Genomic DNA, 26944 nt, shown 5'->3' with positions numbered 1-26944 from the left:
GGCCTCGTCTCGGTGGTGTCGGTGCGTCCGTCACCGCCTTGACGTTCGCGAAGGGCCTGATGTGACACGCTCACTCCAGGGCGGAGTGCCGCTTGCTGTAGGCGAAGTAGACGATCAGGCCGAGCAGGAACCAGACGGCGAAGCGCAGCCACGTCGCCGGCGCCAGGAAGGTGATCAGCCAGATCGAGAACAGCACCCCCACGGCCGGCACGACCGGCATCCACGGCGTCCGGAACGAGCGCGGCAGGTCCGGCTGCCGGTACCGCAGCACGATCACCGCCACGCACACCACGACGAACGCGAGCAGGATGCCGATGTTCGTCAGCTCGGCCGCCTCCCTGATCGGCAGGAACCCGGCGATGAGCGCCGAGGCGACGCCCACGATCCAGGTGACGCGCGTGGGCACCCGCCGCACCGGGTGCACCTTGGCGAACCAGGCGGGCAGCAGGCCGTCCCTGCTCATCGAGAACCAGATGCGGGTGACGCCGAGCATGAACGTGAACATGACGGTGAGGATGCCGACGATGGCGCCGACCGCGATGACCGACGCCAGCCCCGACAGGCCGACGGCGGCGAACGCCGAGGAGAAGCCGCTCTCGGGGTCGATGTCGCGGTAGTTCTGCATGCCGGTCAGGACGAGGCAGGCCAGCACGTACAGCACCATGGAGATGGCCAGGGAGTAGATGATCGCCTTGGGCATGTGGCGCGTCGCGTCGCGTGACTCCTCGGCCGCGGTGCTCATCGCGTCGTAGCCGAACACCGCGAAGAACACGGTGGCGGCCCCGGTGATGGCGCCGCCGATCCCGTACGGGAAGAACGGGGTGTAGTTGGCGGTGCTGATGTGGAAGAAGCCGACCACGATGACCAGCAGCACGACCGCGACCTTGATGCCGACCACGACCGTCTCGAACCGGGCCGCCGCGCGGATGCCGAGGTTCAGCAGCGCCGCGATGATCAGGCACAGCACCGCGGCGAACAGGTCCACGACATGGCCGGGCCCTGTGCCGGGCGCGCCGAGCGACCAGGCGGGCAGCGTGATGCCGAGTTGCTGGACGAGGAAGCCGAAGTAGCCGGAGATGCCGATCGCCACGACGGCGACGATCGCGGTGTACTCCAGCAGCAGGTCCCAGCCGATGAACCAGCCGACGATCTCGCCGAGGACGGCGTACCCGTAGGTGTAGGCCGAGCCGGCCTTCGGGATGAGGCCGGCGAACTCGGCGTAGGACAGCGCGGCGGCGGCGCTGGCGATGCCCGCGATGAGGAACGAGATCAGCACGGCCGGGCCGGCGGTCTCGTTGGCGACGGCGCCGGCCAGGGCGAAGATGCCCGCGCCGATGATGCCGCCCACGCCGATGGCGGTGAGCTGCCACAGGCCGAGCGACCTGGACAGCTCCCCTTCGTGCTCGGTGGCGATCTGCGCGACCGGCTTGCGCCGGAAGACGCCGCGCGAAGTGACCATGCCGCCCCCACTGCCGATGTCAGGTCCGTGGGTGCGACGTTCCCCGCAGCCTGCCGGTTAACCTGCGGCGCGCTGCCTGAGGACGTTCTTTTGGATCTTGCCGGTGGAGGTCTTGGGCAGCTCGCAGAAGACGACCGCCTTGGGGGCCTTGAAGCGGGCCAGGCGGGCGCGCACGTGCTCGATCAGCTCGGCCTCGGTGGCGTGCGCTCCGGCGGCGAGCGTCACGTACGCGACGGGCACCTCTCCCCAGTGCGGGTCGGGCCGGGCCACGACGGCGGCCTCCTGCACGCCGGGATGGCTGACGAGCACGTTCTCCACCTCGACGGAGGCGATGTTCTCGCCGCCCGAGATGATCACGTCCTTGGCCCTGTCGACGATCCGCACGTACCCGTCGGCGTGCACCACGCCGAGGTCGCCGGTGCGGAACCAGCCGTCGGGCGCGGCCTTCTCGGTGGCCGCCGGGTCGCGGTGGTAGCCGATCGTGACGTCGTTGCCGCGTACGGCGATCTCGCCGATGGTGGCGGCGTCGGCGGGCACGTCGCGGCCGTCGTCGCCGACGACGCGGACGCGCTGGGCGATCACGTTGCCGACGCCCTGCCTGGCGGTCAGCGCGGCCGACTCCTCGACCGGCAGGTCGCGCCATTCGGGCTGGGGCTGGCAGATGACGGCGGGCCCGTACGTCTCGGTGAGGCCGTACAGGTGGATCACGTCGATGCCGGCCTGCAGCGCCCTGCCGAGCAGGGCGGGGCTGGGCGGCGCGCCGCCGACGCAGGCCAGCAGGCGGGGGTCGAGCGCGCCCCCGCCGACGCCGGCGGGGGCGTGCTCGTGGGCGAGCAGCGAGGTGAGGACGGTCGGCGCGCCGCACAGGTGGGTGACGCGGTGCTCGCGGATGAGCGCCCACGCCTGGCCGGGGTCCATCCTCGGCAGGCAGACGTGGCGGGCGCCGGCCAGCGTGACCGCCCAGGGGAAGCACCAGCCGTGGCAGTGGAACATGGGCAGCGTCCACAGGTAGGCGGAGCCCGCGTCGAGTCTGGTGTGCAGGGCCATGGCGAGCGCCTGGAGGTAGGCGCCGCGGTGGTGGTAGACGACGCCCTTGGGACGGCCGGTGGTGCCGCTGGTGTAGTTGATCGACAGCGGGGCCAGCTCGTCCTCCACCCTGACCAGCAGCGGCTCGGCCGCGGCGACCAGCTTCTCGTACTCGGCGGCAGGCACCAGCCGGCGCACGCCGGTCCCGGCCGCCTCGGTGGCCAGGCCGGTGAGGGCGTCGTCGTGCAGGAGCACCGACACCCCGGCGTGGTCCAGGATGTAGGCCAGCTCGCTCGCGGACAGGCGGATGTTCAGCGGCACCATGACCGCGCCCGCCGCCGGCACGCCGAACGTGGACTCCAGCAGCAGGTGCCCGTTGGCCGCCAGCACCGCCACGCGGTCGCCCGGCCGCACCCCGGCCGAGGCGAGCGCGCCCGCCAGGCGCTGGACGCGGTCCCACAGGGCGGCGTAGGTGAGTTCGAGCCCGCCGTCCACGACCGCGAGCCGCGGGCCGAAGACGGTGGCGGATCGTTCGAGGAAGGAGGTGGGGGTCAGGGGCTCGTACGACAACATCCGTGCTCTCCTCCGCCGGGCCGGGGTGGTGACCGCGCACTTCGAATGGTGCCGCCTTCACCGAGATCCCGGAAGATCTCAGCCCCCGCCACCGCGCCCGGCCGGGCGGGGGACTCAGCCCGCGCCTCCACGCCCGCGTCCGGCCGAGCGGGCGCGGAAGGCCGCCGCCTTCGTCCTGCTCTGGCAGGAGCGCGAGCAGAACTGGCGCACGTTGTTGCGGGAGGCGTCCACGTACACGCGGTCGCACTGCCTGGCCTGGCAGACGCCGAGGCGCCCGCCGAGGTCGCTGCCGATGGCCAGGGTCAGCGCGGAGGCGATGCCGGCGCTCCAGCCCACGGCGAGGCTGTCGTCGGCGCCGTGGAAGTGCACCTGCCACGGCTCCCCGGCGGCGCGGTCGAGCTGGGGCCGCGCGCCGGTGCTGATGACCAGGGCGTTGACGACGGCGGCGGCGTCGTCGTCGCGGCCGTCGTCCATGGCCTCGAAGACGCGGCGGACCTTCAGCGTGGTCCCGGCCAGGTAGTGGGCCTCGTCCATGGACACCGTCACGTTGCCGGGCAGCACGGCGCGGACCATGTCGGGCAGCGACTCGCCCTTGGGGGCGACGTAGGGCTTGCCGCGGTCGCCGCCGTCGGTCAGCACGTTCACGAGTGATACCGCGGTGTCCAGCAGGATCGCCACGTGACTATCGAACAGCACTTGACTGGTCACTCCTCAGGTCATAGTGTCCGTGACCGACGTTATCAGTTTCGATAGTCACACGGGAGGTGAACGTGCTGATCGCCGGGTCACGCGCGGAGCGGCTGCCGCGTACGGTGTGGTGGCTCGTGCTGGCGCGGGCGATCAACCGGCTGGGCGCCTTCTCCGTCGGCTTCCTCACCGTGCTGATCACCACCGAGTTCGGCGTGAGCGCGGTCGCCGCCGGGGTCGTCTCCGCCGCCTTCGGGCTGGCCACCATCCCGTCGCGGCTCGTGGGCGGCGTGCTGGCCGACCGGCTGGGCCGCCGCCGCACGATCGTGGCGGGACTGGCGGGGTGCGCGCTGGCGCAGGCGGGCCTCGCGGTCTCCGGGTCCGTGGCGATGGCGGCGGTGTTCGCGGTCCTGCTCGGGCTGGTCTTCGAGGTCTACGAGCCGCCATCCCAGGCGATGATCGCCGACGCCGTACGGCCGGAGCGGCAGGCGCAGGCGTTCAGTTTGTTCAACACGGCCCTGGCGGTGGGCGGGATGGGCGCGGGCCTGATCGCGGCGGGGCTGGGGCGGTGGGACCTGCGGTGGTTGTTCGTCGCGGACGCCGTCTCGTGCCTGCTCTGCGCGGTCGTGATCCGCCTCGTCCTGCCCGCGGACCGTCCCGCCCCGGCCACCTCCCGGGTCTCGGGCACGGGGTCGGCGTGGCGCGACCGCAGGCTGCTGGTGCTCCTGCTCTCCGGCACCCTCTTCGCGGTCATCTTCATGCAGGTCGGGATGGCGATGCCGCTGGTCCTGGTGGCGCGCGGGCTGGAGGCCGCCGACGCCGGGCTGCTGTCGGCGGTCGCGGCCGTCGTCATGGTGCTCTGCCAGCCGCTGCTCCGGTGGACGGCGGCGCTGTCCCACCACACGGCGATGACCTGCGGCTACCTCCTGCTCGCCGCGGGCCTGGCCGGTTACGCCGTGTCGGACGGGCTGCCGGGCCACCTGGCCGCCACGGTGGTGTGGAGCGCGGGTGACGTGCTGATGTTCGGCCGCAGCTACGCCGTCGTCGTGGACCTCGCGCCCCCGCACGCGCGGGGACGCTACCTGTCGGTCTTCGGCACCTGCTGGGGCTTCGCCACCGTCCTCGCGCCCCTGTGCGGCACCCAGCTCCTCGAACGCGCCGGCCCTGAGGGCCTGTGGGGTGTGCTGGCCCTGACCTGCCTGCTGCTCGCGGCGGCGCAGCTCACCATGATCAAGCCCATGCTCGAACGGCAGGGCCGCACGCTATAGTGGGCAATCGCCCGCTGGCCGACAGTGAAAAGGATCGACGATGCCGACAGGGGTGCACCTCCGTGATCCGCGCGAGCAGCTCTTCGCCGCCGCTGAGCAGATCCTGGAGCAGGACGGCGCGGACGCCCTCACCAGCCGGGCGGTCACGACCCGCGCCGGATGCGCCAAGGGGGTCCTGCACCGGCACTTCGAGTCCTTCGACGCCTTCCTCGCCGAGTTCGTGCTCGACCGCATCAAGCTGGTCCAGGCCCAGGGCGCCGTGCTGCGCGACTCCGCGGGCACCGGCACCGTGGTCGGCAACCTGACCGACGCCCTGATCAAGCTCTTCGGCCCGGCCGCGGTGTCGATCGTCGCGCTGGTCACGTTCAACAACCAGTTGCGGGCCCGGCTGCGCGAGGCGAGGCCCGTCGGCGGCATCCCGATCGTGACGGAGATCGGGATGATCGTCTCCGCCTACCTGACGGCCGAGCGGGACCTGGGCCGCCTCGCGGCCGACGCCGAGGTGGGCCGGCTCGCTCCCACGCTGGTCGGGGCCGCGCATCTGCTGTTCGCCGGTCTGGACGGCCTGCCGCCGTGGCCGGAGGACGTCCGCGAGACCGTCGCCTCGGTCCTCAGGGGCGCGCTGAGCGTCACCTGACGCCGGGCCCCGGCACTTGACACAACCCATGGGAGAGCACATGACCAGCACAGACGCGGTGATCTCCGCGCTCCGCACCGGGCACGACGCGCTGGCGGCGGACGTGTCGTCGTTCGGCGAGGACGACCTGGCCCGCCCCTCGGGCTCCGCCGAGTGGGACGTCTCCGAGGTGCTGAGCCACCTCGGCAGCGGCGCCGAGATCGGGCGCGCCAACCTTCAGGCCGCCCTCGACGGCCGGCCGGGGCCGGGGCGCGACTTCATGCAGTCCGTCTGGGACAGGTGGAACGCCATGACGCGCAGGCAGCGCGCCGACGGCTTCCTCGCATCGGACCGCACGCTGGTCGAGCTGTACGAGTCGCTCGACCAGGACACCCGTACGAACCTGCGCATCGACCTGGGCTTCCTGCCGGCGCCCGTCGATGTGGCGACGGCGGGGCGGATGCGGCTCAGCGAGGCCGCCCTGCACGCCTGGGACGTGCGCGTCGCCTTCGACGAGCACGCCGCCCTGGCGCCGGAGGCCACCCGCCGGCTCCTGCACGGGGCGCCCGACCTGATCGGCTGGACCGGCAAGGCGGATCGGCTCGACGGTCAGCGCGCGGTCATCCAGGTGACGACGAGCGAGCCCGCCTCCGAGTTCGCGCTGCGGCTGCAGGAGCCGATCAGCGTGGACTTCGACCTTCCCGACAAGGCCGACGGCACGCTGGCGCTCCCGGCGGAGTCGTGGCTGCGGCTGGTGGCGGGCCGCCTGGCGCCCCAACACACCCCCGAGGGCGTCGCCACGACCGGCGCGGCCGACCTCGACCTGCTGCGCCGCGTCTTCCCCGGCTACTGAGCGGCGTGCTCAGGGCTGGACGTGCTCCTCGATCCAGCCCCTGGTCACGGCGTCGGTGGTGCGGGCGGTGACGAGCCCCCGGGCGTTCAGGAGGAACGTCTCGGGGACGCGGCGCGCGCCCAGCTCCGAGGCCAGCCCGCCGTCCGCGTCCCACAGATGCGGGTACGCGGTCGCGCCCGACTCGGCGAGGAACGAGCGGGCGGCGGCCCGCCTGTCGCGCAGGTTCACGCCGACGAAGCGCACCCCGTGCAGGGTGCGGGACAGCCCGGCCAGCGTGGCCAGCTCGTGCCGGCACGGGTCGCACCACGATGCCCACACAGTCACCACGACGGGCCTGCCCCACAGGCCGGCCGGGTCGAACGGGCGGCCGTCCACGGTGCGGCCGAACAGGACCGGCCGGTGTCCGGGGCGGACCTCGCCGGGGCCGCCGAGCGTGTGCACGAGGACGACGCTCAGGGCCGGGACGACCACCAGGACGGCGACCAGGCGTCTCACGTTTCGCGGGGCGCGGCCGGCCCGCGGAACGGCATCGTGCCGTGGTTGCGCCGCGCGTCGCGTCAGGGATGGTTGCCTCAAGGTGTCACCGCCGTCCGCCCAGCATCGCCCCTGCCCTGACGCCGCACAAGTTTGCGCACGTCATCCGCGTGGCGGCGAGCCCGGGGCGGGTGCGACCGGCGTGTCCTGCGCGGCCCTCGCTAGCATCCATCGTCGATCGACACGAAAGGCATGGACATGAGCGAGCACCCCCTGTGGCCGGCGTCCGGCGAGGTCACCATCACCGCCTTCCCCGTCGCGCGGGACGACGGCCCCGCACCGGCGGTCGTGGTGTGCCCGGGCGGCGCCTACCACCATCTGGCCGGCCACGAGGGCGAGCCGGTCGCGCGGTGGCTGAACTCGCTCGGCGTCGCGGCGTTCGTGCTGCGCTACCGGGTCGCGCCGCACCGCCACCCGCTGCCGCTGCTCGACGCCGCCAGGGCGGTGCGCTGGGTGCGCCACCACGCCGCCGACCACCGTGTGGACGCGGCCAGGGTGGGGGTGCTGGGGTTCTCGGCGGGCGGCCACCTGGCCGGGCTGCTGGCCACCGAGCGGGGGCCGATGCTGGCGGAGGGCCCGCACGACGCCGTGGACGCGGCCGACGCCCGGCCGGGGCTGGCCGTGCTGTGTTACGCCGTCACCACGCTGACCGGCGAGGACGCGCACCGGGGCGTGGTCGGCAACCTGCTCGGCCCCGGCGCCCCGGACTCGCTGCCGGAGGAGCTGACGCTGGCCGGGCGGGTGGGCGCGGACACGCCGCCGATGTTCCTCTGGCACACCGCCGACGACGAGGCCGTCCCGGTCGGTAACACCCTGGCGCTGTCGCAGGCGCTGGCCCGTCACGGCGTCGCGCAGGAGGTGCACGTGTACCCGAGCGGCAAGCACGGGCTCGGCCTGGCCGGGGAGGATCCGGTCGTCGGCGACTGGACCGCCCGGTGCGCCGCCTTCCTGCGCGGACGCGGGTGGTGAGCGGGCCAGGATAGTTGCCTGCGCGCCACATCGGCCTTACCGGTCCGACAGCATTCCTATCGATCAGGAGACTGAACGCACAGTGTCCATATAACTACTTTTAGTAGCGACTGGCTGTGCGACCCCCGGAGGAAAAATGCCCACGGACCCGACGGAAACCCGGCTCAGCCTGGACACCCGGGCCGCGCGCAATCTGGCCACGACCACCAAGACCCGCCCGCAGATGCAGGCCATCAGCTCCCGCTGGCTGCTGCGCATGCTGCCCTGGGTCGACGTGCGCGGCGGCACCTACCGGGTCAACCGGCGGCTGACGCACCGGCCGGGCCGCGGGCGCGTCGGGGTGGCGCCGGGCGGGCCCGGCGAGGTCCGGATCGTGCCGGGCACGCTGAGCGAGATCCCCGCGCTGCGCGGCTTCGGCGACGACGGCGTGCTGACGGCCCTCGCCGGCGAGTTCGCGGCGCGCGAGCTGCAGCCCGGCGACGTCGTCGCCGAGGAGGGCGACCCCGTCACCGGCGCCTGGGTGATCGCGCACGGCCGGGTCGAGCGCCTGTCCACCGGCCGGTACGGCGCCGCCCAGTTCCTCGGCGTCATCGCCGACGGCGACCAGTTCGGCGACGAGGTGCTCACCGAGGACGAGGCCCGCTGGCCGTGCACGTTCAGGGCCGCCACGCTGTGCACGGTGCTGTTCGCGCCGCGCGACGGCCTGCGGCGGGTCGCCGACCGGTCGGCGGCGCTGCGCGAGCACCTCGCCGGCTACCTCGACACGATGAGCAGACCGGCCAACCGGCGCGGCGAGGCGGCCGTGCGCCTGTCGGCCGGCCACACCGGCGAGCCGCTCATCGACGGCACGTTCGTCGACTACGACCTGCACCCCCGCGAGTACGAGCTGAGCGTCGCCCAGACCATCCTGCGCGTGCACACCCGGGTCGCCGACCTGTTCAACGACCCGATGAACCAGATCGAGCAGCAGCTCCGCCTGACCATCCACGAGCTGCGCGAGCGCCAGGAGTCGGAGCTGCTCAACAACCCCGAGTTCGGGCTGCTCCACAACACCGACTACGACCAGCGCATCTACACCTGGTCGGGCCCGCCGACCCCCGACGACCTCGACGAGCTGATCAGCATGCGCCGCAAGACCCGCATGCTGCTGGCCCACCCGAAGGCGATCGCCGCGTTCTTCCGCGAGTGCAACAAGCGCGGGCTGGTCGTCGGCTCCACCGAGGTGAACGGGCACGAGCTGCCGTCGTGGCGGGGCATCCCGATCTTCCCGTGCGGCAAGATCCCGGTCTCGCGCCATCGCACCACCTCGATCCTGGCCCTGCGCACGGGCGAGGACGACCAGGGCGTCGTCGGGCTCTACCAGACGGGCATCCCCGAGGAGTACGAGCCGGGGCTGAACGTGCGCTTCATGGGCATCAACCCGCAGGCTGTGATGTCGTACCTGGTCAGCGCCTACTACTCGGCGGCGATCCTGGTGCCCGACGCGATCGGGATCCTGGAGGACGTCGACGTCGCCGCCCCGCGCTCGTGACCCGCCGGCCCCAGGAAGAGGCGCGTTATGTCTGACATCCCAGCCGGGCCCACGGGCCTGGGCTCGTACACGCTCAGCCTGCGCTCGGCGCTGCGGCCGTACCGGCATGCCTTCCAGGACGACGACGGGCATCAGCCGCCCTCCTGTTTCGGTTCCGGCAGGCGCGGCGGCCCGAGCCTGGCGCCGCTGGGCTACCGGGAGCGCGACTGGGGCGACGGCACGTACCCGCCGCTCTACTGTCCCGAGGCCGACCGCGTCAACGACGAGGCCGGCGCGGAGGTGGACCGGCGGCTGGTGGCGTGGGCGGAGCGGATCGGGCTGCACGAGGGGCGGATGGCGGAGTTCGCCTCCACCGGGTTCGGGCGGCTGGCCATGCTTACCCACACCGACACCGACGACCCCGACATGCTGCTGATCGCCGCGCAGATGAACGCGGCCTGGTGGGCGGCCGACGACTACTACGCCGACGAGACCGACCTGGGCGCCACCCCCACCGAGCTGCCGCCCCGGCTGGCGCTGGTGATGTCGGCGATGGACCCGCCGCCGGACGCCGGCCCGTACACCGAGCAGCTCGAAGAGGCCATCACCGGCGACCCCGTGCTGGTCTCGCTGCGCTCGGCCACCAGCCACGCCGCCCGCCACTGCACGTCCGCGCAGGTCATGCGGCTGTGCAACATCACGAGCCAGATGTACGTGAGCTGGGACGCCTACGCCGCCTGGCGCTACCTGGAGACCCCGCCGCCCGTCTGGCGCTACCTGGCGGCCCGCCAGCACGACAGCTTCTACACCTCCATGGTCCTCATCGACATCGTGGGCGGCTACGAGCTGTCGCCGCACCTGTTCGCCGAGCGCCGCTTCCACACCGCCCTCATGCAGGCGGGCACCGCGGCCGTGCTGGTCAACGACCTGCACTCGGCGGCCAAGGAGGCGGCCGACGAGCTGCCCGACTCCAACGTGGTGCTGCTCATCGCCGAGGAGGAGGGCTGCTCGACCCGCGAGGCCGTCGAGCGCACGGTGCGCATGCACAACGAGTTCGTCCGCGGGTTCGAGCAGAGCCAGCGGGAGCTGTCGGCCCTGCCCTCCCCCGAGCTGAAGCGTTTCCTGCGCGGCGCGCAGGCGTGGATGGCCGGGGGCATCGAGTGGCACGGCAGCACCACCCGATACCAGTCCTGACCGATGAACACCCGCTAGGAAGGAGCCCGAGGTGACCGTCACCCCGAACGCCGTCCCCGTTCTGAGCAGCCTCTACCAGCAATCCGTCGCCGACTACTGGAACGCCGAGGAGAATCCGGTCAATCTGCGGCTGGGGGAGGTGGACGGCCTCTACCACCACCACTACGGCATCGGCGAGGTGGACTGGTCGGTCCTTGACGGGCCCGCAGACACCAGGGAGAGACGCGTCGTCAACGAGCTGCACCGGCTGGAGAGCGCGCAGGCCGAGACGCTCGTCGCGCACCTCGGCCCGCTGCGCCCCGAGCACCGCGTCATGGACGCGGGCTCCGGCCGCGGCGGCTCCAGCTTCCTGACCAACCTGCGCACGGGCTGCCAGGTGGACGGCGTGTCGATCTCCGAGTCGCAGGTCGCCTTCGCCAACCAGCAGGCCAAGGAGCGCGGCGTGGACGACAGGGTGCGCTTCCACTTCCGCAACATGCTCGACACCCGCTTCCCCACCGGCGAGTTCCAGGCCATCTGGAACAACGAGAGCACGATGTACGTCGAGCTGTCGCTGCTGTTCGCCGAGCACGCCAGGCTGCTGCGCCGCGGCGGACGCTACGTGTGCATCACCGGCTGCTACAACGACGCCTACGGCCTGCCGTCGCGGGCCATCAGCCAGATCAACGCCCACTACATCTGCGACATCCACTCGCGCAGCACCTACTTCAAGGAGATGGCCGCCAACCGGCTGGTGCCGGTGAGCGTGGTGGACCTCACGGCCGCCACCATCCCCTACTGGGAGCTGCGGGCCAGGACGCACCTGGCCACCGGGATCGAGGACGCCTTCCTGGAGGCGTACAAGAGCGGCAGCTTCCAGTACCTGCTGATCGCGGCCGACCGGGTCTGACGGTCCGGCCCCCTCCCCCTCCCTCTGGCCTCGTCCTGGCCCGGCAGCCCTCCGCGCGGCGACGCGCCCTCCTCCCTGCCGGGCCGCCGGTGTGCCGGCAGGAACGCGGCGACCGCGAAGGCGACCAGCGACGCGCCGCAGCCGACCCCCATCACCAGGCGGAACCCCGCGGGCGACGGCGCGGTGAACGTGCCCAGATCGACCGTGAGCCGGGCGAGCACGACCCCGGCGACGGCGCTGGAGATCGAGGTGCCGATGGCCCGCGACAGCGTGTTGAGGCTGTTGGCGGCGGCCGTCTCCGAGCTCGGCACGGCCGACATGATGAGCGCGGGCATGGCCCCGTACGCCAGGCCGATGCCCGCCCCGATCACCGACGAGACCAGCACGAGCTGCCAGACCGCCGACATCAGCGCCACGCCCAGCGCGTAGCCGGCGGCCACCACGAGCGCGCCCGCCATGAGCGTCACCTTCGGGCCCCTCGCCCGTGACAGCCGCGCCGACACGGGCGCCATGGCCATCATGACCAGCCCGGACGGCGCCAGCACCAGCCCCACGCCGAGCATCGTGGCGCCCAGCCCGTAACCGGTGGAGACGGGCAGTTGCAGCAACTGCGGCAGCACCAGCGCCATGGCGAACATCGCGAACCCGAACACGACCGAGGCCAGGTTCGTCAGCAGCACCTGCCGGCGGGCGGTGGTGCGCAGATCGACCAGCGGCTCGCGGGCCCGCAGCTCCCACCGCCCCCACACCCCCAGCACCGCGGCCGACGCGCAGAACAGGCCCACCGTGGTCGCGCTCCCCCACCCCCAGTCCGCCCCCTTGGAGACGGCCAGCAGCAGGCACGTCAGCCCGGCCGACAGCCCGGCCGCGCCCGCGACGTCGAAGCGCCCGCCGCTGCGCACCTCCGACTCCGGCACCAGCGCCACCACCAGCACGGCCGCCACGGCGCCGAACGCGGCCGACGTCCAGAACAGCACGTGCCAGTCGGTCCGCTCGGCCAGCAGCACCGACGCGGGCAGGCCGAGCGCGCCGCCCACCCCCAGCGAGGCGCTCATCAGGGCGGTCGCCGAGCCGAGCCGTTCCTGGGGCAGCTCGTCGCGCATGATGCTGATGCCCAGCGCGACGACGCCGAAGGCGGCGCCCTGCAGCGCCCGGCCGGTCACCATGGGGGCCAGGGTGTCGCTGAGGCCGCACACGGCCGAGCCGGTCACCAGGAGGGCGAGGCTGATCAGGAGCATCCGCCGCTTGCCGTACATGTCGCCCAGGCGGCCCACCACCGGCGTCGCCACGGCTCCCGCCAGCAGCGTGACGGTGATCGCCCAGGCGGCGTCGGTGGGGGTGGCGTGCAGGAGGCGGGGGAGCTGGGGGATCAGCGGGATCACCACGGTCTGCATGATCGCCACGACGATGCCGGCGAAGGCGAGTACCGCCACGATGGGCCGTGGGTTCGGGGTGGGGGGCATGCAAGCAGCGTCCGGTCCATGATTCCGCCCGTCAACCGCCGGAGCCGGTCGCGGGGAGACGCGGGAAGGCGGGCGGCGCGTCGGCTCGGCGCTCGCTCAGGTGGTGAGCGGGTGCCAGGTGAAGCCGTCGCCGCGCCGCTCGATCCGGCCGAGGCCGGGGAAGGGCAGGTGGTAGGCGTGCACCGGCAGGCCGTCGTCCGCCGCCCAGTCCAGCAGCCGGCGGCGGCTGGCGACCGAGCGGGCCGCGTCGTGGTCCCAGGGTGTGCGCCAGGCGGGGTTGGCGAGCTGGAGCGGGTCGTAGAAGGTGTCGCCCAGGCAGAGCAGCCGCTCCCCGCGCGACCGCAGCAGGACGGCCGTGTGTCCCGGGGTGTGGCCGGCGGCGTCCACGGTGTGCACGCCTGGCAGCACCTCGATGCCGTACTCGACGGGCCGCAGCCGCTCGCCGAACAGCCGGATCGCCTCCCGCGCCGCCGCCCGCTGCTCGTCCGGCAGCACGTCGTCGCGGTCCGACCAGAACGCCACCTCGGCGGTGTGCGCGTAGGCGACCGCCTCGGGAAAGGCCCGCTCCCCCGCCCGTACGGCGCCCCTGACGTGGTCCTCGTGCAGGTGGGTGAAGACGACGGCGGCCAGGTCGGGCGGCTCGAACCCGGCCTCCGCCAGCCCCGCGCCGAACCGGCCGACCAGCGGTGCGAAGGCGGGCCCGTACCCGAGGAAGCCGGGCCCGAGACCGGCGTCGACGACCGCGAGCCCCGCCGGGGTCTCCACGCACAGGCAGTTGTACGCGCAGGTCAGCGTGCTCCTGCCGCGCCCCTCCGCCGCCACGGCGGCATGCAGCTCGTGCTCGGGGACGCCGGTGTCGGGGCGGTAGAAGGCGGCCAGCGGCGGCTCCATGGGCGGCTCGGACTGGCCGTCGCTGATGACGGCGCAGGACAGGCCGCCGACCGTGAAGCGATGGAGCATCGTGTCCCCCAGATATCGGTTGCCTGCCGGGCGCGGTGTCCTCGATGATCGTGTCGTGTGACGACCGCACATTCTTCCGCACCTGCCCGCCCGCTGGCGCTGGTGACCGGTGTCGGCCGGACGGCCGGGATCGGCGCGGGCATCGCCGACCGGCTCGCCGCCGACGGCTGGGACATCGCCCTGACCTGCTGGACCCCGTACGACGAGCGCATGACCTGGGGGGTGGAGGCCGGGGCGACCGACGCCATCACCAAGTCCCTGGCCGCGCACGGCGCCGCCACCACGGCCGTGGAGGCCGACCTGTCCGACCCGGACGCGCCCGCGTTCGTCTTCGACGAGGTGGAACGCCGCCTCGGCGCGGTGACGGCGCTGGTGATGTGCCACTGCGAGTCGGTCGACTCGGGCCTGCTCGACACCACCGTGGAGAGCTTCGACCGGCACTTCGCGGTCAACGCGCGGGCCACGTGGCTGCTGATCCGCGAGTACGGGCGGCGCTTCACCGGCGCGCACGGCACCGGCCGGATCGTCGCCCTGACCAGCGACCACACGGTCGGCAACCTGCCTTACGGGGCGAGCAAGGGCGCTCTGGACCGCATCACGCTGGCCGCCGCGCACGAGCTGGCCCACCTCGGCGTCACCGCCAACGCCGTCAACCCCGGGCCGGTGGACACCGGGTGGATGTCGCCGGAGCTCAGAGAGCGGATGGCAGGCCTGACGCCGCTGGGGCGTCTCGGGACGCCGCACGACACCGCGAACCTGGTGTCGTTCCTGTGCTCGCCGCAGGGCCAGTGGATCAACGGGCAGCTCCTGATGAGCAACGGCGGGCTCGGCTGACACATGCTCAGCTTCTGATGCGCGACGGCGGCCCCGGCCAGCGCCTGCCCGGCTTCCGATGCGCGACGGCGGGCTCGGCCAGCGCGTGCCCGGCTTTCGATGCGCGACGGCGGGCTCGGCTAGCGCGGGCGGGCCAGGAAGGCGGCGACCGTCGCCGCGAACGGGGCGGCGTCGTCGTGCCACGGGAAGTGCCCCACCCCCTGCTGCACGACGAGCTCGGCGGCGGGGAACAGCGCGGCGTACTCGGCGGCGGCGGCCGGGATGGTGTTGAGGTCGAACTCCCCGGCCACCAGCAGCACCGGCGCCCCGAACCCGGCCAGCGCCGCCCTGATCGCCGCCGGATCGTAGGCGCCCTGCGCGCCGAACACGGCGGCGGCCTCGGCGTTCCTGTGCCGGTCGCAGAGCGCCAGGAACTCCCGGGCGGCCTCGTCCCAGCGCCCGAACACGAAGGGGTCGACGGCGGCCCACGTCTCGGCGGTGGCCTCGCCCGCCTGGATCCGCTCCAGCGCGGCGAAGGCCTCGGGAAACCAGGGCTCGCCGGCGCGCAGCCGGGCGGCGTCGAGCCGCGCCTGCGGGGCGGGCTCCAGGTCCACGGCCTTGGTGCTGGGGGTGATGAGGAGGAGCCGGGCGACGCGGTGGGGGTGGCGGGTGGCGTACAGGACGGCGAGGTTCGCGCCTGCGGAGTGGCCGAGCAGGTCGATCCGGTCGAGGCCGAGGTGCTCGCACAGCGCCTCGACGTCGGCGACGAGCCGGTCGCACCGGTACGTGCCGGGGTCGCCCGGCTTGTCGGAGTCGCCGGTGCCGCGCGGGTCCATCAGGATGAGCCGCCGGTGCGCGGTCAGGCCGCCGAGGTCGCCGAGGTAGGCGGAGCCCTGCATGGGGCCGCCCGGCAGGCAGATCAGCGGGTCGCCGTCGCCGGACACGTGGTAGGCCAGACGGGTTCCGTCGTGGGCCGAGTAGAAAGGCATGGGCGAGATCCTCGCAACGCCGCCGCCCGGCGGGCAATCGAGTATTCACCGACGGGGCTGCGGAAACCTTTGCCATGCGCTGGTGCGGGTGGAGGGTCGGCGGGCGGGCGTACGGGAAGGTTCGAGGTCGGATCGGCTCAAACCTCACCGGACCGGGAGATGATCGTGCCCGCCAAAACCAGAAGCAGCACCAAGGCAACAACGAAGAAGCAGTCGAGCAGCCAGCCGTGGCTGCACGTCGACGGCACCGAGATCCAGGAGTTCGGCACCGTCCGCACGTGGCCGCTGGGCCTTTCGGACGAAGCCCGCGAGTACTCCTGCGAGCGGCTGAACCAGATCCTGGCCGACACGCAGATCCTCTACGCGCTGTACAAGAAGCACCACTGGCTGATGCGCGGCCCCACCTTCTACCAGCTCCACCTGCTGCTGGACAAGCACGCCGACGAGCAGCTCAAGCTGGTGGACCTGATCGCCGAGCGCGTCCAGACGCTGGGCGGCATCGCCGTGGGCGACCCGCGGCACGTCGCGGAGATCACCGTGGTGCCGCGCCCGCCGAACGGCGCCGAGGAGGTGCCGGCGATGATCTCGCGGCTGATCGAGGCGCACGAGACGATCCTCATCGCCTCGCACGACGCCGCCTCCCGGGCTCAGGAGATGGGCGACGACGGCACCAACGACTTGCTGGTGTCCGACGTGATCAGGACCGGGGAGCTGCAGACCTGGTTCCTGGTGGAGCACCTGGTGGACACGCCGCTGGTGGAGACGCCGCACAACGGCCAGGCCCGCATGCCGCGCCGCGCCGCCCGTACGTCCAAGTAACAGACCATTCAGGTGAGCGGGCCCCAGCCCAACAGCGCGCCGTTCAGGTGAGCGGGCCTCAGCTCCGTGTGGCCTCCAGCCGGATGACGACGGCCTTGGAGGTCGGGGTGTTACTGTGGTCGGCGACGCTGTCCAGCGGCACCAGCACGTTCGTCTCGGGGTAGTAGGCCGCGGCCGATCCCGGCGTGGTCGGGTAGGCCACCACCGTGAAGCCGGGGGCGCGGCGTTCCACGCCGTCGTGCCAGACGCCGACCAGGTCGACCACGCTGCGCTCCGCGATGCCCAGCTCGGCCAGGTCGGCGGGGTTGACGAGGACGACCCGCCGGGAGTGCCGGATGCCGCGGTAGCGGTCGTCGCCGGAGTACGGGATCGTGTTCCACTGGTCGTGCGAGCGCAGCGTCTGCAGGATGAGGTGGCCGGGCGGGGCCTCCAGCCGCGCGAACGGGTTGCAGGTGAACACGGCCTTGCCGCTGGGGGTGCGGAAGACGCGTTCGCTGACCGGGTTGGGCAGGCGGAAGCCGCCGGGCTCAGCCACGCGCGTGTTGAAGTTCTCGAAGCCGGGCACGACGCGGGAGATGCGGTCGCGGACGGTGCCGTAGTCGGCCTCGAACGTCTCCCACGGGATGTCCGGCTTGTCGCCGAGGACGAGCCTGGCCAGCCGGCTGATGATGGCGACCTCGCTGAGCAGCGCGCCTGAGGCGGGGTGGAGGCGGCCTCTGGAGGCGTGCACCTGGCTCATCGAGTCCTCGACCGTGACGAACTGCTCGCCGCTCGCCTGGATGTCGCGGTCGCTGCGGCCGAGGGTCGGCAGGATCAGCGCCGTGTCGCCGCAGACGGTGTGGGAGCGGTTCAGCTTGGTGGAGACGTGCGCGGTCAGGCGGCAGGAGCGCATGGCCCGCTCGGTGGCGTCACTGTCGGGGGTGGCGCGCACGAAGTTGCCGCCGACGCCGAGGAAGACGTCGGCCCGGCCGTCCAGCATGGCCTGGATGGCGCCGACGGTGTCGAGGCCGTGCTCGTGCGGCGGGGTGAAGCCGAACTCCCGCTCCAGCGCGTCCAGGAAAGGCCGCGGCGGGCGTTCCCAGATGCCCATCGTGCGGTCGCCCTGCACGTTGCTGTGCCCGCGCACCGGGCAGACGCCCGCGCCCGGCTTGCCGACGTTGCCGCGCAGCAGCAGGAAGTTGACGATCTCCTTGATCGTGGCGACGCCGTGTTTGTGCTGCGTCAGGCCCATCGCCCAGCACACGATGACCTTCTTGGCGCCAAGGACCCGCTGGTGGACGCGCTCGATCTCCTCGCGGGTCAGGCCGGTCGCGGTCAGCACGTCCTCCCAGCGCACCTCGCGCGCGTGGGCGGCGAACTCGTCGAAGCCCGTGGTGTGCGTCTCGATGAACTCCCGGTCCAGCGCGTCGCCGGCCTCCAGCAACAGCAGGTTCAGCGCCTGGAACAGGGCCAGGTCGCCGCCGGGCCTGATCTGCAGGAACTGGTCGGCGATCTGCGTGCCGCGCCCGACGAGGCCGCGCGCCGTCTGCGGGTTCTTGAACCGCAGCAGCCCGGCCTCGGGCAGCGGGTTGACCGCCACCACGCTGCCGCCCGAGCGCTTGGTGCGTTCCAGCGCGGACAGCATGCGGGGGTGGTTGGTGCCCGGGTTCTGGCCGACGACGAACACCAGGTCGGCGTCGTGAATGTCCTCCAGGCTGACGCTGCCCTTGCCGACGCCGAGGGTGTCGATGAGGGCGACGCCGCTGGACTCGTGGCACATGTTCGAGCAGTCGGGCAGATTGTTGGTGCCGTACGCGCGAGCGAACAACTGCAGCAGGAACGCTGCCTCGTTGCCCAACCGGCCCGAGGTGTAGAACAGGGCGCGGCCGGGGTCGCCGAGACCGCGCAGCTCGCCGGCGATCAGGCCGAGCGCCTCGTCCCAGCCGATCGGCTCGTAGTGGTCGCCGCCCGGCCGCTTGACCATCGGCTCGGTCAGCCTGCCCTGCTGGTTCAGCCACTGGTCGGAGGCGCCGGCCAGCTCCGAGATCGGATGCTCGCGGAAGAACCCGGCGGTGACGCGGCGCGTGGTGGCCTCGTCGCTGACGTGCTTGGCGCCGTTCTCGCAGTACTCGTTGACGTGCCGGCGCCCCGGCTCCGGCCAGGCGCAGCCGGGGCAGTCGAGGCCGGCGGTCTGGTTGAGGTTGAGCAGCGTCAGCGCGGTGCGGCGAGGTGAGGTCTGGGCCAGCGAGTACGTCAGCGCGTGCCGGACCCCCGGCAGCCCGGCCGCCCACGTCTTGGGCGCCCCGACCGAGAGGTGCTCGCCGTCCTGGCCTTCGATCTTGTCCATGGTTGTGCCACGTCTTCACTGCTCGATGCCGAAACGATCCTTCCAGAACTCTACTTTTCGTACGGACCGAATCCGACCTCTCTCCCGTACGGACGGGATCCCGCGACCCCCTTCTCGCACGGACCGCATCCGCGACCTCTTTCCCGTACGGAGCGTGTCCGCGGCCCCCTTTCCGCACAGACCGCATCCGCGACCTCTTTCCCGTACGGACCGGATCCGTGGCCCCCTTCTCGCACGGACCGGATCCGCGACCCCTTTTTCCGCAGGGAGCGGGTCCGACCCCCTTTTCCGTAGGGACCGGGATCCGGCCGAGCCCGGCTCAGCCCTCCGTGCCGAACCCGTCGAGCGCCTCACGCTCCTCCTGCGGGCGCAACTCCTGGAAGACCGTGATGTGCAGGTCGGCGGGCGCGTCAAGGCGGGAGTTGAGCGACTCCCACGGCGTGACGGTCGGCGGCGCCACCTCCGTCGCCCCCGCCGAGACCAACCGCTCCGTGGTGCCCTTGGCGTCGTCCACCTCGAACGCGACCCGGATCTTGGGCGCCACCTGCCGGCCCACCTCCACCTCGTCGATCATCACCTTCTGCGCCGGGTTGGCGATCTCCAAGGTGGCGCGGCCCGCGTCCAGGATCGTCACGCGCGCGCCGTCGCCACCAGAGAACGCCGCCTGCTCCGGAAGTCCCAGCACGTCGCGGTAGAAGGCCAGCGCGGCCTCGTAGTCCTCCGCCTCTACGACCAGCCTGAGCTGGCGGACGGGGGTGGCGGGTGAGGTGGGGTGCTTGGTCATGAACCGGTTCTCCTTCGCGGATCATCCTTCTTCCCCCGGTGCAACCGGACGCCCCTCCCACTTCATCCCGACTCCCCGACCTCCAGCTTCCCCGCGCCTTCACTCCCTGCCTCCCAGCTCCTCCACTCCCCCTGCCTCCCGGCTTGCACCTGACGCCGCGTCAGGACCTACCTTCAGCGTTGTGAACGAAGGCAGCTGGAAGATCGGCGAACTGGCGACCGCCACGGGCGTCACCGTCCGCACCCTGCGCTACTTCCACCAGATCGGCCTGCTGTGCCCGGCCGGCCGGTCGAGCGCGGGGCACCGCGTCTACACCGACGGCGACGTACGCAGGCTCTACCAGATCCTGGCGCTCAGAGAGCTGCGGCTACCACTGAGCGAGATCGCACGGTCACTCGACGGCGCCGACCTCCAGGAGACGATCCAGCGCCAGATCGAGCAGGCCGGCCACCGGCTCGCCGCCCAGCACGCCCTGCTCCACCGGCTGAGCACCGTCGCCGAGGGGTTACGGCAGGCCAGACAGCCGTCGATCGACCAGCTCATGAAGACCATGGAGGCGATGATGCAGGCTCGACACTTCACACCCGACCAACTCGCCCAGTTCGAGGGCAGGCACCGCGAGCTGGGCCAGGAGGGCCTGGCCCACCGACTGCGCGGGCTCGAACAACTGGCCGCGCAGGCCGGCACGCACGCGGGTCGCGGCACCGACCCGGCCGATCCGGCCGTACAGGAGCTGGCGCGCCGCTGGACGGAGGCGGTGCTGGAACTGGTGGGCGGCGACAGGACCGCCCTGTCGGCCCTCTACGACAAGATCGACGCCAAGGGCGCCGAGGCGGCCACGAAGGGCATCCTGACCTCTGCGACGTGGAGCTACTTAAAACGGGCCTTCGCCACCGGCTACCCCGGGCCCGCTTGAACCACCACCGACCCCACACCCCGCCTGAACCGGCACCGGCCACCCCGGGGGCCGCCCGAACCGCCACCAACCCCGCCCGAACCACGCCCAACCCCGCCAGAATCACACCCGACCCCGCCCGAACCACACCCGACCTTGCCCGAACCGCCACCGGCCACCCCGGGGGCCGCCCGAACCGCCACCAACCCCGCCCGAACCACACCCGACCCCGCCCGAACCACACCCGACCCCGCCCGAACCACACCCGACCCCGCCCGAACCACACCCGACCCCGCCCGAACCACACCCGACCTTGCCCGAACCGCCACCGGCCACCCCGAACCGCTCTCTGTCCCATCCACAGCCGCGACGAGCCGGAGGTGGCACCGTCGGCCACCCCGGGTGGGTGAGGGTGCGCCGCCGCATGGGCGGATCTCGGGTCTGGTCGGCGTCCCGATCACTGGTTACCGTCCGAGCTATGGCCGATTCTGAGCACTACCCGTTCGGGCCAGGCCCACATGGGGCTCTGGCCGGCGCGTACGCCGAGCGCCGTGGCAAGGACCCGCTCGGCAAGGTGCGGCTGCCCAGCGGCTGCACGGCGTACCTCACCACGACCTACGAGGACACGCTCGCCGTGCTGAGCGACCCGCGTTTCGGCAAGGACCTCAGCCATCCGGGCTCGCCCCGGATGTTCAGCGGGTTCTCGCTGCTGGAGACGCCCGGGATGCTCTCCAGCATGGACCCGCCCGAGCACACCAGGCTGCGCAGGCTGCTGTCGGGGGTGTTCACGCCGCGCCAGGTGAACGCCTGGCGGCCCAGGCTTCGCGCGCTCACCACGGAGCTGCTCGACGCGCTGCCCGGCGAGTTCGACTTCGTGCACGACTTCGCGTTCCCGCTGCCCGTGCAGGTCATCTGCGACGTCATGGGCGTGCCCGGCATCGACACGGCGCGGGTCAGGGCCTGGTCGGACGCCATGCTCTCCACGTCCAGCCTGTCGGAGGAGGAGCAGCTCGGCGCGGCCATGGAGTTCGCCGCGTACATCGCCGAGGTGATCACCGAGCACCGCGACCAGCCGGGCGACGGCCTGCTGGCCACGATGATCCACGCCCGCGACGGCGAGGACCGGCTGACCGAGGAGGAACTGGTCACCAACACGCTCGTGCTGTTCCTCGCCGGGCACGAGACGACCGGGACCGCGCTGTCCAGGTCGATGCTGCGGCTGCTCGACCCGCGCGAGGGCTACGAGCGGCTGATCGAGCGGCCCGAGCTGATCGAGAGCACGGTGGAGGAGCTGCTGCGGCTGGAACTGGTCGGTGACAGCCCGTTCGTGCGAGTGGCCAGGGAGGACGTGGAGCTGCCGTCGGGTGTGGTGCGCGCGGGTGAGGGTGTGATCGCGTCCAACTCCTCGGCCAACTTCGACCCGTCGGTCTTCCCCGACCCATGCGCGCTGCGTCCGGAGCGGCAGGCGGCGCACCTGACCTTCGGGCGGGGCACGCACTTCTGCCTGGGCGCGAACCTGGCGCGGATGGAGCTGCAGGAGATCCTGCGCGTGCTGGTCACACGGCAGCCGGGGCTCAGGCTGGCTGGGCGGGCGCTGGACGTGCCGTGGACGGAGGGCAACCTCGCCGTCAGGCCGGCGAAGCTGCTCGTCAGGAAGTAGAAGGCAGGAGATGGGATGAGGCGTCGGGCCGCGCCTCACTGGCCTCAGAGTGTGTTGAGGCGTCGGGCCGCGCCTTATCGGCCTTCGGGAGGGGGCGGGGTGCTGAGGCGGCGGCCGAGGCGTTGCATGGGGCGTTCGAGGTAGTGGTGGCTCAGCCAGCTCACCGGCAGGAGCAGCGACAGGAAGACCAGGCCGATGCCGATCTGGTACGGCAGGGGCGCCCAGCGCATCTCCCCCGCCACCTCCATCAAAATCAGGAGGATCGGCAGATGTACCAGGTAGAGGGAGTAGCTGATCGCCCCGAGCCAGGCCAGGAAGGCAGGTAAGCGGCGGGTGCGCCACGCCATGGCGGCGGCGAAGGTGAGGGCCGTGAGGAGGATGGTCAGCCCCCACACGTCCGGCCGCACCCACCACCAGCCGGCGTTGCGCGCCCATAACGGCGTCGCGGCCACGACCACGGCGGTGACGGCGACCGGCCAGAGCGGCCCGTCGCCGCTCTCCCACCGGCGGATCGCCGTCCCCGCGAACATCACCGCCACGATCGCCACCCCGAACCACGGGACGCGGCTGCTCAGCAGCACCAGCCCCAGCGCCATCACGCCCAGCGCGCAGGCCGCGACGGTGCGCCCGCGTCCGGAGATGACGCAGCCCATGCCTGCCGCGAACACCCCGCACGACACCCAGGCCAGCCACCCGCCTGCCAGCGGCGGCCCGGTCAGCGCCAGCCCGGCGACGCCGCCGGCCACCGCGAGCAGGGCCGGGAGCAGGCCCCACCGATCCCGCACCCCGCCGGCGAACAGCGCGGCGGCCAGGAGGTAGAAGATCATCTCGTACGAGAGCGTCCACATGGTGTTCAGCACGCCCGCGACGCCCACCACGTCCAGCAGCATCGTCGCGTGCGCGGCGGCGGAGGACAGGTCCCTGGGCACCTCGGGCCGCACCGGGATCCACCACGCCAGCGCGAGAACGACGGCGATGACCGCCAGGTAGAGCGGATACAGGCGGAAGGCGCGGCCGATCCAGAAGGCCCGCAGGTCGCCGTGGCGCTCCAGGGAGGTGGGGATGATGTAGCCGCTGACCAGGAAGAACACCAGCACGCCGTACACGCCGAGGTTGAAGGCGGTGGGCCGCAGCCATGGCATCGCCCACGTGGTGAGGTGCTCCCCCACCACGGCCATGGCGCCGATGCCGCGCAACGCGTCCAGCCAGGCGAGCCGGGGAGAGGCCGGCCGTTGGGCGCGGAGCACTGCGGTGAGGGCCAAGGGCATAGGGATCAACGTATCGCCAAACGGGATTCTCGGGGCAGCCCTAGGGGCGCGTGCCCGGCGGGAATCCGGTCCAGCGCAGGTCGGGCGGCAGGTGGCTCATGTCGTTGAACATCACGATCGCGGGTGGCAGGCCCGTGCGGTAGTGGATGACGGTCAGCGCGGTGTTGCCGCTGTTGAGCCCCAGCCATCGGGACGGCGGCGCGTCCAGGGCGTGCCGGATCAGCCACGCGATCTGGAAGGCGTGCGTCACCAGGACCTCGTGCGTGTCCGGTGCGGCCTCGTCGGGAACCTGCGTGAAGCGGGCGACCAGCGCGTCGGCGAGCCTGCGGCCCTCGGCGGCCTCGTCCGCTTCGTAGCCGTCGAAGAAGCCCGCCCAGGGCCCGGGGGTGTCGGCCGGGTCGGGGACGAACGGCACGTGGTCGATGAGTTCGGCGGCCTCGGCCATGGGTGCGTCCGGCAGGTGTTTGGCGAGTTCGTGGGCGCTGGCCACGGCGCGGGGCAGCGGGGAGTGCCAGACGTTGTCGATGGGCAGGGCGGCGAGGCGTTCGCCCAGGAGGCTTGCCTGCCTGTGTCCGAGGTCCGTGAGCTCGCCGAACGCGTCGGCGGCGCCGTGGCGGGCCAGGTAGAGGTGTCGTGTGGTCATCGGTGCGTCAAGGGCGCGGGGGTGCCGCGCCGCTCTCCTTTCCTGTGTTCGGTGGGTGTCGCTCATGCGCTGGTCGTCGTGACGGTGCCGGTGGTGCCGTCGATGGTGACGAGAGTGTCGTCGTGGAGTCTGGTGGTTGCGTCGGGGATGTCCAGGACGGCGGGGATGGCGTGTTCGCGGGCGACTATCGCGGCGTGGGAGAGGACGCCGCCGGTTTCGGTGATGACGCCGGCGGCGATGCGGAGGAGGGGTGTCCAGGCTGGGTCGGTGAAGGGGCAGATGAGGATATCGCCGGGGCGTACGCGGGGGAAGTCGCGGGGGCCTCGGACGATCCTCGCTGTGCCGGTGGCGGTTCCGTGGCTGCCGGGGGTTCCGGTGAGCTTGGCCGGGGTGCGCGAGAGGCCGGGCGGCGGGGGCGGTGGTGTGGCGGCGGTCCGAGCCGGGCCGGGCAGAGGGGCGGCGGCCTGTGTTCGGGCGGGCGAGGATGCGGTGGCCTGCGTGCGGTCGGACTGCGGCGGGCCGGCAGGGTGCGGGCTGCCGGGCTGCGGGCTGCCGGGCTGCGGGCTGCCGGGCTGCGGGCTGCCGGGCTGCGGTGTGGTGACGGCCTTCGTGCGGCCGGGCGAGGGATCGGGGGCGGTCCGAGCCGGGTTGGGCGGAGGGGCGGCGGTGACCGGGCGGGATTGGAGGATCCAGGTGTGGCCGTCGGCGATCGCCCATTCGATGTCCTGCGGTCCGCCGAGCACGGCGGCGATCTCGGCGCCCAGCGTGGCGAGGTGCCTGGCGGTGGCGTCGTCGATCACCGGGGCGGCCTGGGCGTGGGCTGGCACCTCGCTCGTGACGAGCCGCTCGCCGCGCCGGTCGAGGCGGGTTCGTTTCTTCGCGACCGTACGTGTGACGGACCCGTCGGCGGCGACGCGGTAGGCGTCAGGGGTGACCGTGCCGCCGACCACGCTCGGCCCGAGGCCCCAGGACGCCTCGATCTCCGTCGCGCCCTCCGCGCCGCCGCCGGGGGTGAACATGACGCCCGACACCTCGGCGTCGAGATGGCGCTGGACGATGACGGCCATCATGGGCTCGCCTGATCGCCGGTGGTGGACGGCGCGTGGGGAGAAGAGTGAGGCCCAGCAGGCACGTACGGCGTCGGCGACCTGGTCGGGGCCGTGGACGGCGAGGAAGCTCTCGTATCGGCCGGCTGCCGAGGTCTGGCCGGTGTCCTCGTCCGACGCCGACGACCGTACCGCGACGGGAGCATCGCCGAGCTGCTCGAGCGCACGTGCCAGCGCCTCGGCCAGGGTGGCGGACGGGGTGACGGGGAAGGTGACGGGGAAGGTGACGGGCAGGGTGACGGGCGGCGGGAGGCTTTCGATCGCCTGCCGCGCCACGCCCGGTTCCTCCGGCCGTCCCAGGTCAGGCTCGCTGACGGCGGTGAGGTAGGTGGCGAAGGGGACGACGAAGCCGACGGGGACCGGGAGGCCCGCGCGGAGTAAGGCGCCGAGCGAGCCGGCCTTGCCTCCGCACGTCCCGGCGACAGCCTCCTCGAGAGGTACGATCATCCACCCTGCCTTCAACATTTCGTTGACAACTTTTTCTTGATTCTGCATCATGGCCGCATGGCACGCAAGGAGACCGGCCCGCACGACGACCACGCCCGGGCCAGGCGCGAGCAGGACGCGAGCGAGCGGCTGCTGAGCCTGGGCGCGGACGCGCTCGAACCGCGCCCATGGCGCCCCTCCCCCGCCCCGCCCACAGCGCTGGATCTTGTGCAGTTCGCCGTCTGGCGCCACGCCGACCTGTCCCCCGGCGACGTTCTGAGCGCCCTCACCCTGCTGCCCGCCGCCCGCGCCGAGGTCGAGGGGCTGGAGTCCGCGCTGCTGTTCATGGCCAGGAGCGCGGGGCTGACGTGGGCGCAGATGGCGCAGGTGATGGGGTTCAACTCGCCGCAGGCGTGCCAGCAGCACTACACCCGCCTGACCGCCCGTCAGGACGCCGACTCGTGACGGCCCGATCCGCCGCCGACCTGCTGGTCCTGCACGCGGTGCGCCTCATCGGGTTCGGGCAGACCTCGGCGATCGCCCAGCGGTTCGGGGTCGATCCGGGCGAGGCGAAGGAGCTGCTGCTGGACGCCGAGGCGTACGGCTGGGTCGAGCACGTCGCCGTCGCCGGTGACAGTGGCTGGACGTTGACTGGCCGGGGCCGGGCCGAGGGCGAGCGTCGGCTCGCCGAAGAACTCGACAGCGTCGGCGGTGGTGAGGAGGTTCGCGACGTCCACCGCGCGTTTCTTCCGTTGAACGCGCTGCTGTTGCGGGCCTGCACCGACTGGCAGCTCCGGCCCGCGCCCGGCGACCGGCTCGCCGTCAATGACCATTCCGACCAGGTCTGGGACAGTCGCGTCGTGGGTGAGCTGGCCGACATCGAACGGGCGCTGAAGCCTCTGGCGGGTCGGCTCGGGAGTGTGCTGGACCGGTTCCTCGGCTACGACGTCCGGTTCTCGGCGGCGCTGGCGCGTGTCCAGGCCGGGGAGGGGTCCTGGGTGGATCGCACCGATGTCGATTCCTGCCACCGTGTCTGGTTCGAGCTGCACGAGGATCTCATCGCCACCCTGGGCCTCGACCGCCGTACAGAAGCCTGACCGCACGCCGTACCGGAGCCTGATCGCGCGTCTCTCCGCCGTCAGGCCTCGACCCGCCGCTCCGGGGCCTGACCGCGCGCGCCGCCGCGACCGTCCCAAATCAGGAGGCCAAACCTC

At 72.5% G+C, this 26944-nt stretch carries 25 protein-coding genes; 13 read left to right on the top strand and 12 right to left on the bottom strand.

What is annotated here, in order from left to right; translation table 11 throughout:
• Positions 1-70 precede the first annotated feature (70 nt).
• The 3 genes from ABD331_RS21295 to ABD331_RS21285 form a co-directional block, all read right to left on the bottom strand.
• A complete protein-coding gene (locus ABD331_RS21295; RefSeq protein WP_344477344.1) occupies positions 71-1459 on the bottom strand; it encodes an amino acid permease in 1389 nt (462 codons plus the stop codon).
• A 57-nt stretch (positions 1460-1516) separates the two neighbouring features.
• On the bottom strand, positions 1517-3058 hold the full coding sequence (locus ABD331_RS21290) for an AMP-binding protein (protein WP_344477342.1): 1542 nt from the start codon (positions 3056-3058) through the stop codon (positions 1517-1519).
• Positions 3059-3172: 114 nt separating this feature from the next.
• Positions 3173-3754: a CGNR zinc finger domain-containing protein gene (locus tag ABD331_RS21285; RefSeq protein WP_344477340.1), complete on the bottom strand. Its 582-nt coding sequence runs from the start codon at positions 3752-3754 to the stop codon at positions 3173-3175.
• Between the two features lie 68 nt (positions 3755-3822).
• Here ABD331_RS21285 and ABD331_RS21280 point away from each other — a divergent pair, with 68 nt between their 5' ends.
• Genes ABD331_RS21280 through ABD331_RS21270 form a run of 3 tightly spaced genes read left to right on the top strand, consistent with a single transcriptional unit; the run spans position 3823 to position 6482 of the window.
• The gene (locus tag ABD331_RS21280) at positions 3823-5013 is read left to right on the top strand and encodes an MFS transporter (RefSeq protein WP_344477338.1); all 1191 of its coding nucleotides are present in this window, start codon (positions 3823-3825) and stop codon (positions 5011-5013) included.
• A gap of 40 nt (positions 5014-5053) precedes the next feature.
• Positions 5054-5650: a TetR/AcrR family transcriptional regulator gene (locus ABD331_RS21275; protein WP_344477336.1), complete on the top strand. Its 597-nt coding sequence runs from the start codon at positions 5054-5056 to the stop codon at positions 5648-5650.
• A gap of 40 nt (positions 5651-5690) precedes the next feature.
• On the top strand, positions 5691-6482 hold the full coding sequence (locus tag ABD331_RS21270) for a maleylpyruvate isomerase family mycothiol-dependent enzyme (protein WP_344477334.1): 792 nt from the start codon (positions 5691-5693) through the stop codon (positions 6480-6482).
• A gap of 9 nt (positions 6483-6491) precedes the next feature.
• Here ABD331_RS21270 and ABD331_RS21265 read toward each other — a convergent pair whose 3' ends face one another.
• Positions 6492-6977 carry a TlpA family protein disulfide reductase gene (locus ABD331_RS21265; RefSeq protein ID WP_344477331.1) on the bottom strand — a complete coding sequence of 162 codons (486 nt, stop codon included), beginning with the start codon at positions 6975-6977 and terminating at the stop codon, positions 6492-6494.
• Between the two features lie 237 nt (positions 6978-7214).
• On the opposite strand from ABD331_RS21265, the gene ABD331_RS21260 reads away from it, so the two are divergent.
• From ABD331_RS21260 to ABD331_RS21245, 4 genes are all read left to right on the top strand, one after another.
• Positions 7215-7985, top strand: a complete 771-nt coding sequence (locus tag ABD331_RS21260; RefSeq protein ID WP_344477329.1) for an alpha/beta hydrolase — start codon at positions 7215-7217, stop codon at positions 7983-7985.
• Positions 7986-8121: 136 nt separating this feature from the next.
• Positions 8122-9516 carry a family 2B encapsulin nanocompartment shell protein gene (locus ABD331_RS21255; protein ID WP_344477327.1) on the top strand — a complete coding sequence of 465 codons (1395 nt, stop codon included), beginning with the start codon at positions 8122-8124 and terminating at the stop codon, positions 9514-9516.
• A gap of 27 nt (positions 9517-9543) precedes the next feature.
• Positions 9544-10689: a family 2 encapsulin nanocompartment cargo protein terpene cyclase gene (locus tag ABD331_RS21250; protein WP_344477326.1), complete on the top strand. Its 1146-nt coding sequence runs from the start codon at positions 9544-9546 to the stop codon at positions 10687-10689.
• Positions 10690-10720: 31 nt separating this feature from the next.
• Positions 10721-11578 carry a geranyl diphosphate 2-C-methyltransferase gene (locus tag ABD331_RS21245; RefSeq protein WP_344477324.1) on the top strand — a complete coding sequence of 286 codons (858 nt, stop codon included), beginning with the start codon at positions 10721-10723 and terminating at the stop codon, positions 11576-11578.
• Here ABD331_RS21245 and ABD331_RS21240 read toward each other — a convergent pair.
• Positions 11464-13041, bottom strand: coding sequence for an MFS transporter (locus tag ABD331_RS21240; RefSeq protein ID WP_344477322.1), 1578 nt, complete (start codon positions 13039-13041; stop codon positions 11464-11466). The genes ABD331_RS21245 and ABD331_RS21240 overlap by 115 nt on opposite strands.
• Before the next feature lie 96 nt (positions 13042-13137).
• Positions 13138-14001 carry an MBL fold metallo-hydrolase gene (locus ABD331_RS21235; protein WP_344477320.1) on the bottom strand — a complete coding sequence of 288 codons (864 nt, stop codon included), beginning with the start codon at positions 13999-14001 and terminating at the stop codon, positions 13138-13140.
• A 57-nt stretch (positions 14002-14058) separates the two neighbouring features.
• Here ABD331_RS21235 and ABD331_RS21230 point away from each other — a divergent pair, with 57 nt between their 5' ends.
• A complete protein-coding gene (locus tag ABD331_RS21230; RefSeq protein WP_344477318.1) occupies positions 14059-14835 on the top strand; it encodes an SDR family oxidoreductase in 777 nt (258 codons plus the stop codon).
• A 119-nt stretch (positions 14836-14954) separates the two neighbouring features.
• Here ABD331_RS21230 and ABD331_RS21225 read toward each other — a convergent pair whose 3' ends face one another.
• Positions 14955-15803, bottom strand: coding sequence for an alpha/beta fold hydrolase (locus ABD331_RS21225; RefSeq protein WP_344477316.1), 849 nt, complete (start codon positions 15801-15803; stop codon positions 14955-14957).
• A gap of 165 nt (positions 15804-15968) precedes the next feature.
• Between ABD331_RS21225 and ABD331_RS21220 the strand changes: the two genes are divergently transcribed.
• Complete coding sequence (locus ABD331_RS21220) at positions 15969-16622, top strand: Dps family protein (RefSeq protein WP_344477314.1); 654 nt, start codon at positions 15969-15971, stop codon at positions 16620-16622.
• A 58-nt stretch (positions 16623-16680) separates the two neighbouring features.
• Here the strand turns inward: ABD331_RS21220 and ABD331_RS21215 are convergent, their stop codons facing one another.
• Positions 16681-18948, bottom strand: a complete 2268-nt coding sequence (locus ABD331_RS21215; protein WP_344477312.1) for an FdhF/YdeP family oxidoreductase — start codon at positions 18946-18948, stop codon at positions 16681-16683.
• Between the two features lie 319 nt (positions 18949-19267).
• A complete protein-coding gene (locus ABD331_RS21210; protein ID WP_344477310.1) occupies positions 19268-19732 on the bottom strand; it encodes a VOC family protein in 465 nt (154 codons plus the stop codon).
• A gap of 181 nt (positions 19733-19913) precedes the next feature.
• Between ABD331_RS21210 and ABD331_RS21205 the strand changes: the two genes are divergently transcribed.
• Positions 19914-20648 (top strand): MerR family transcriptional regulator, encoded by a 735-nt coding sequence (locus tag ABD331_RS21205; protein WP_344477308.1) that lies wholly within the window; start codon positions 19914-19916, stop codon positions 20646-20648.
• Positions 20649-21105: 457 nt separating this feature from the next.
• A complete protein-coding gene (locus ABD331_RS21200) occupies positions 21106-22287 on the top strand; it encodes a cytochrome P450 (RefSeq protein WP_344477306.1) in 1182 nt (393 codons plus the stop codon).
• A 74-nt stretch (positions 22288-22361) separates the two neighbouring features.
• On the opposite strand, the gene ABD331_RS21195 is transcribed toward ABD331_RS21200, so the two are convergent.
• From ABD331_RS21195 to ABD331_RS21185, 3 genes are all read right to left on the bottom strand, one after another.
• Complete coding sequence (locus tag ABD331_RS21195; protein WP_344477304.1) at positions 22362-23555, bottom strand: acyltransferase family protein; 1194 nt, start codon at positions 23553-23555, stop codon at positions 22362-22364.
• A 40-nt stretch (positions 23556-23595) separates the two neighbouring features.
• Positions 23596-24198 carry a histidine phosphatase family protein gene (locus ABD331_RS21190; protein WP_344477302.1) on the bottom strand — a complete coding sequence of 201 codons (603 nt, stop codon included), beginning with the start codon at positions 24196-24198 and terminating at the stop codon, positions 23596-23598.
• A 62-nt stretch (positions 24199-24260) separates the two neighbouring features.
• Positions 24261-25751 carry a PEP/pyruvate-binding domain-containing protein gene (locus ABD331_RS21185; protein WP_344477301.1) on the bottom strand — a complete coding sequence of 497 codons (1491 nt, stop codon included), beginning with the start codon at positions 25749-25751 and terminating at the stop codon, positions 24261-24263.
• Positions 25752-25808: 57 nt separating this feature from the next.
• Between ABD331_RS21185 and ABD331_RS21180 the strand changes: the two genes are divergently transcribed.
• Together ABD331_RS21180 and ABD331_RS21175 are read left to right on the top strand one after the other, a co-directional pair.
• Positions 25809-26195 carry a DNA-binding protein gene (locus ABD331_RS21180; RefSeq protein WP_344477299.1) on the top strand — a complete coding sequence of 129 codons (387 nt, stop codon included), beginning with the start codon at positions 25809-25811 and terminating at the stop codon, positions 26193-26195.
• On the top strand, positions 26192-26827 hold the full coding sequence (locus ABD331_RS21175) for a helix-turn-helix domain-containing protein (protein WP_344477297.1): 636 nt from the start codon (positions 26192-26194) through the stop codon (positions 26825-26827). Before ABD331_RS21180 ends, ABD331_RS21175 begins: the two co-directional genes overlap by 4 nt.
• Positions 26828-26944: the final 117 nt, after the last annotated feature.

Source organism: Nonomuraea monospora, assembly GCF_039531895.1.
GTDB classification, from domain to species: Bacteria; Actinomycetota; Actinomycetes; order Streptosporangiales; family Streptosporangiaceae; genus Nonomuraea; species Nonomuraea monospora.
This window is presented reverse-complemented; position numbering and strand designations above follow the sequence as displayed.

Excerpts from the sequence above, each read along its gene's own strand:
- ABD331_RS21185 (WP_344477301.1), bottom strand. The coding sequence starts at position 25,751 with ATGATCGTACCTCTCGAGGAGGCTGTCGCCGGGACGTGCGGAGGCAAG.
- ABD331_RS21255 (WP_344477327.1), top strand. The coding sequence starts at position 8,122 with ATGCCCACGGACCCGACGGAAACCCGGCTCAGCCTGGACACCCGGGCC.
- ABD331_RS21235 (WP_344477320.1), bottom strand. The coding sequence starts at position 14,001 with ATGCTCCATCGCTTCACGGTCGGCGGCCTGTCCTGCGCCGTCATCAGC.
- ABD331_RS21250 (WP_344477326.1), top strand. The coding sequence starts at position 9,544 with ATGTCTGACATCCCAGCCGGGCCCACGGGCCTGGGCTCGTACACGCTC.
- ABD331_RS21215 (WP_344477312.1), bottom strand. The coding sequence starts at position 18,948 with ATGGACAAGATCGAAGGCCAGGACGGCGAGCACCTCTCGGTCGGGGCG.
- ABD331_RS21190 (WP_344477302.1), bottom strand. The coding sequence starts at position 24,198 with ATGACCACACGACACCTCTACCTGGCCCGCCACGGCGCCGCCGACGCG.
- ABD331_RS21260 (WP_344477329.1), top strand. The coding sequence starts at position 7,215 with ATGAGCGAGCACCCCCTGTGGCCGGCGTCCGGCGAGGTCACCATCACC.
- ABD331_RS21275 (WP_344477336.1), top strand. The coding sequence starts at position 5,054 with ATGCCGACAGGGGTGCACCTCCGTGATCCGCGCGAGCAGCTCTTCGCC.
- ABD331_RS21240 (WP_344477322.1), bottom strand. The coding sequence starts at position 13,041 with ATGCCCCCCACCCCGAACCCACGGCCCATCGTGGCGGTACTCGCCTTC.
- ABD331_RS21180 (WP_344477299.1), top strand. The coding sequence starts at position 25,809 with ATGGCACGCAAGGAGACCGGCCCGCACGACGACCACGCCCGGGCCAGG.
- ABD331_RS21270 (WP_344477334.1), top strand. The coding sequence starts at position 5,691 with ATGACCAGCACAGACGCGGTGATCTCCGCGCTCCGCACCGGGCACGAC.
- ABD331_RS21200 (WP_344477306.1), top strand. The coding sequence starts at position 21,106 with ATGGCCGATTCTGAGCACTACCCGTTCGGGCCAGGCCCACATGGGGCT.
- ABD331_RS21210 (WP_344477310.1), bottom strand. The coding sequence starts at position 19,732 with ATGACCAAGCACCCCACCTCACCCGCCACCCCCGTCCGCCAGCTCAGG.
- ABD331_RS21295 (WP_344477344.1), bottom strand. The coding sequence starts at position 1,459 with ATGGTCACTTCGCGCGGCGTCTTCCGGCGCAAGCCGGTCGCGCAGATC.
- ABD331_RS21195 (WP_344477304.1), bottom strand. The coding sequence starts at position 23,555 with ATGCCCTTGGCCCTCACCGCAGTGCTCCGCGCCCAACGGCCGGCCTCT.
- ABD331_RS21225 (WP_344477316.1), bottom strand. The coding sequence starts at position 15,803 with ATGCCTTTCTACTCGGCCCACGACGGAACCCGTCTGGCCTACCACGTG.
- ABD331_RS21290 (WP_344477342.1), bottom strand. The coding sequence starts at position 3,058 with ATGTTGTCGTACGAGCCCCTGACCCCCACCTCCTTCCTCGAACGATCC.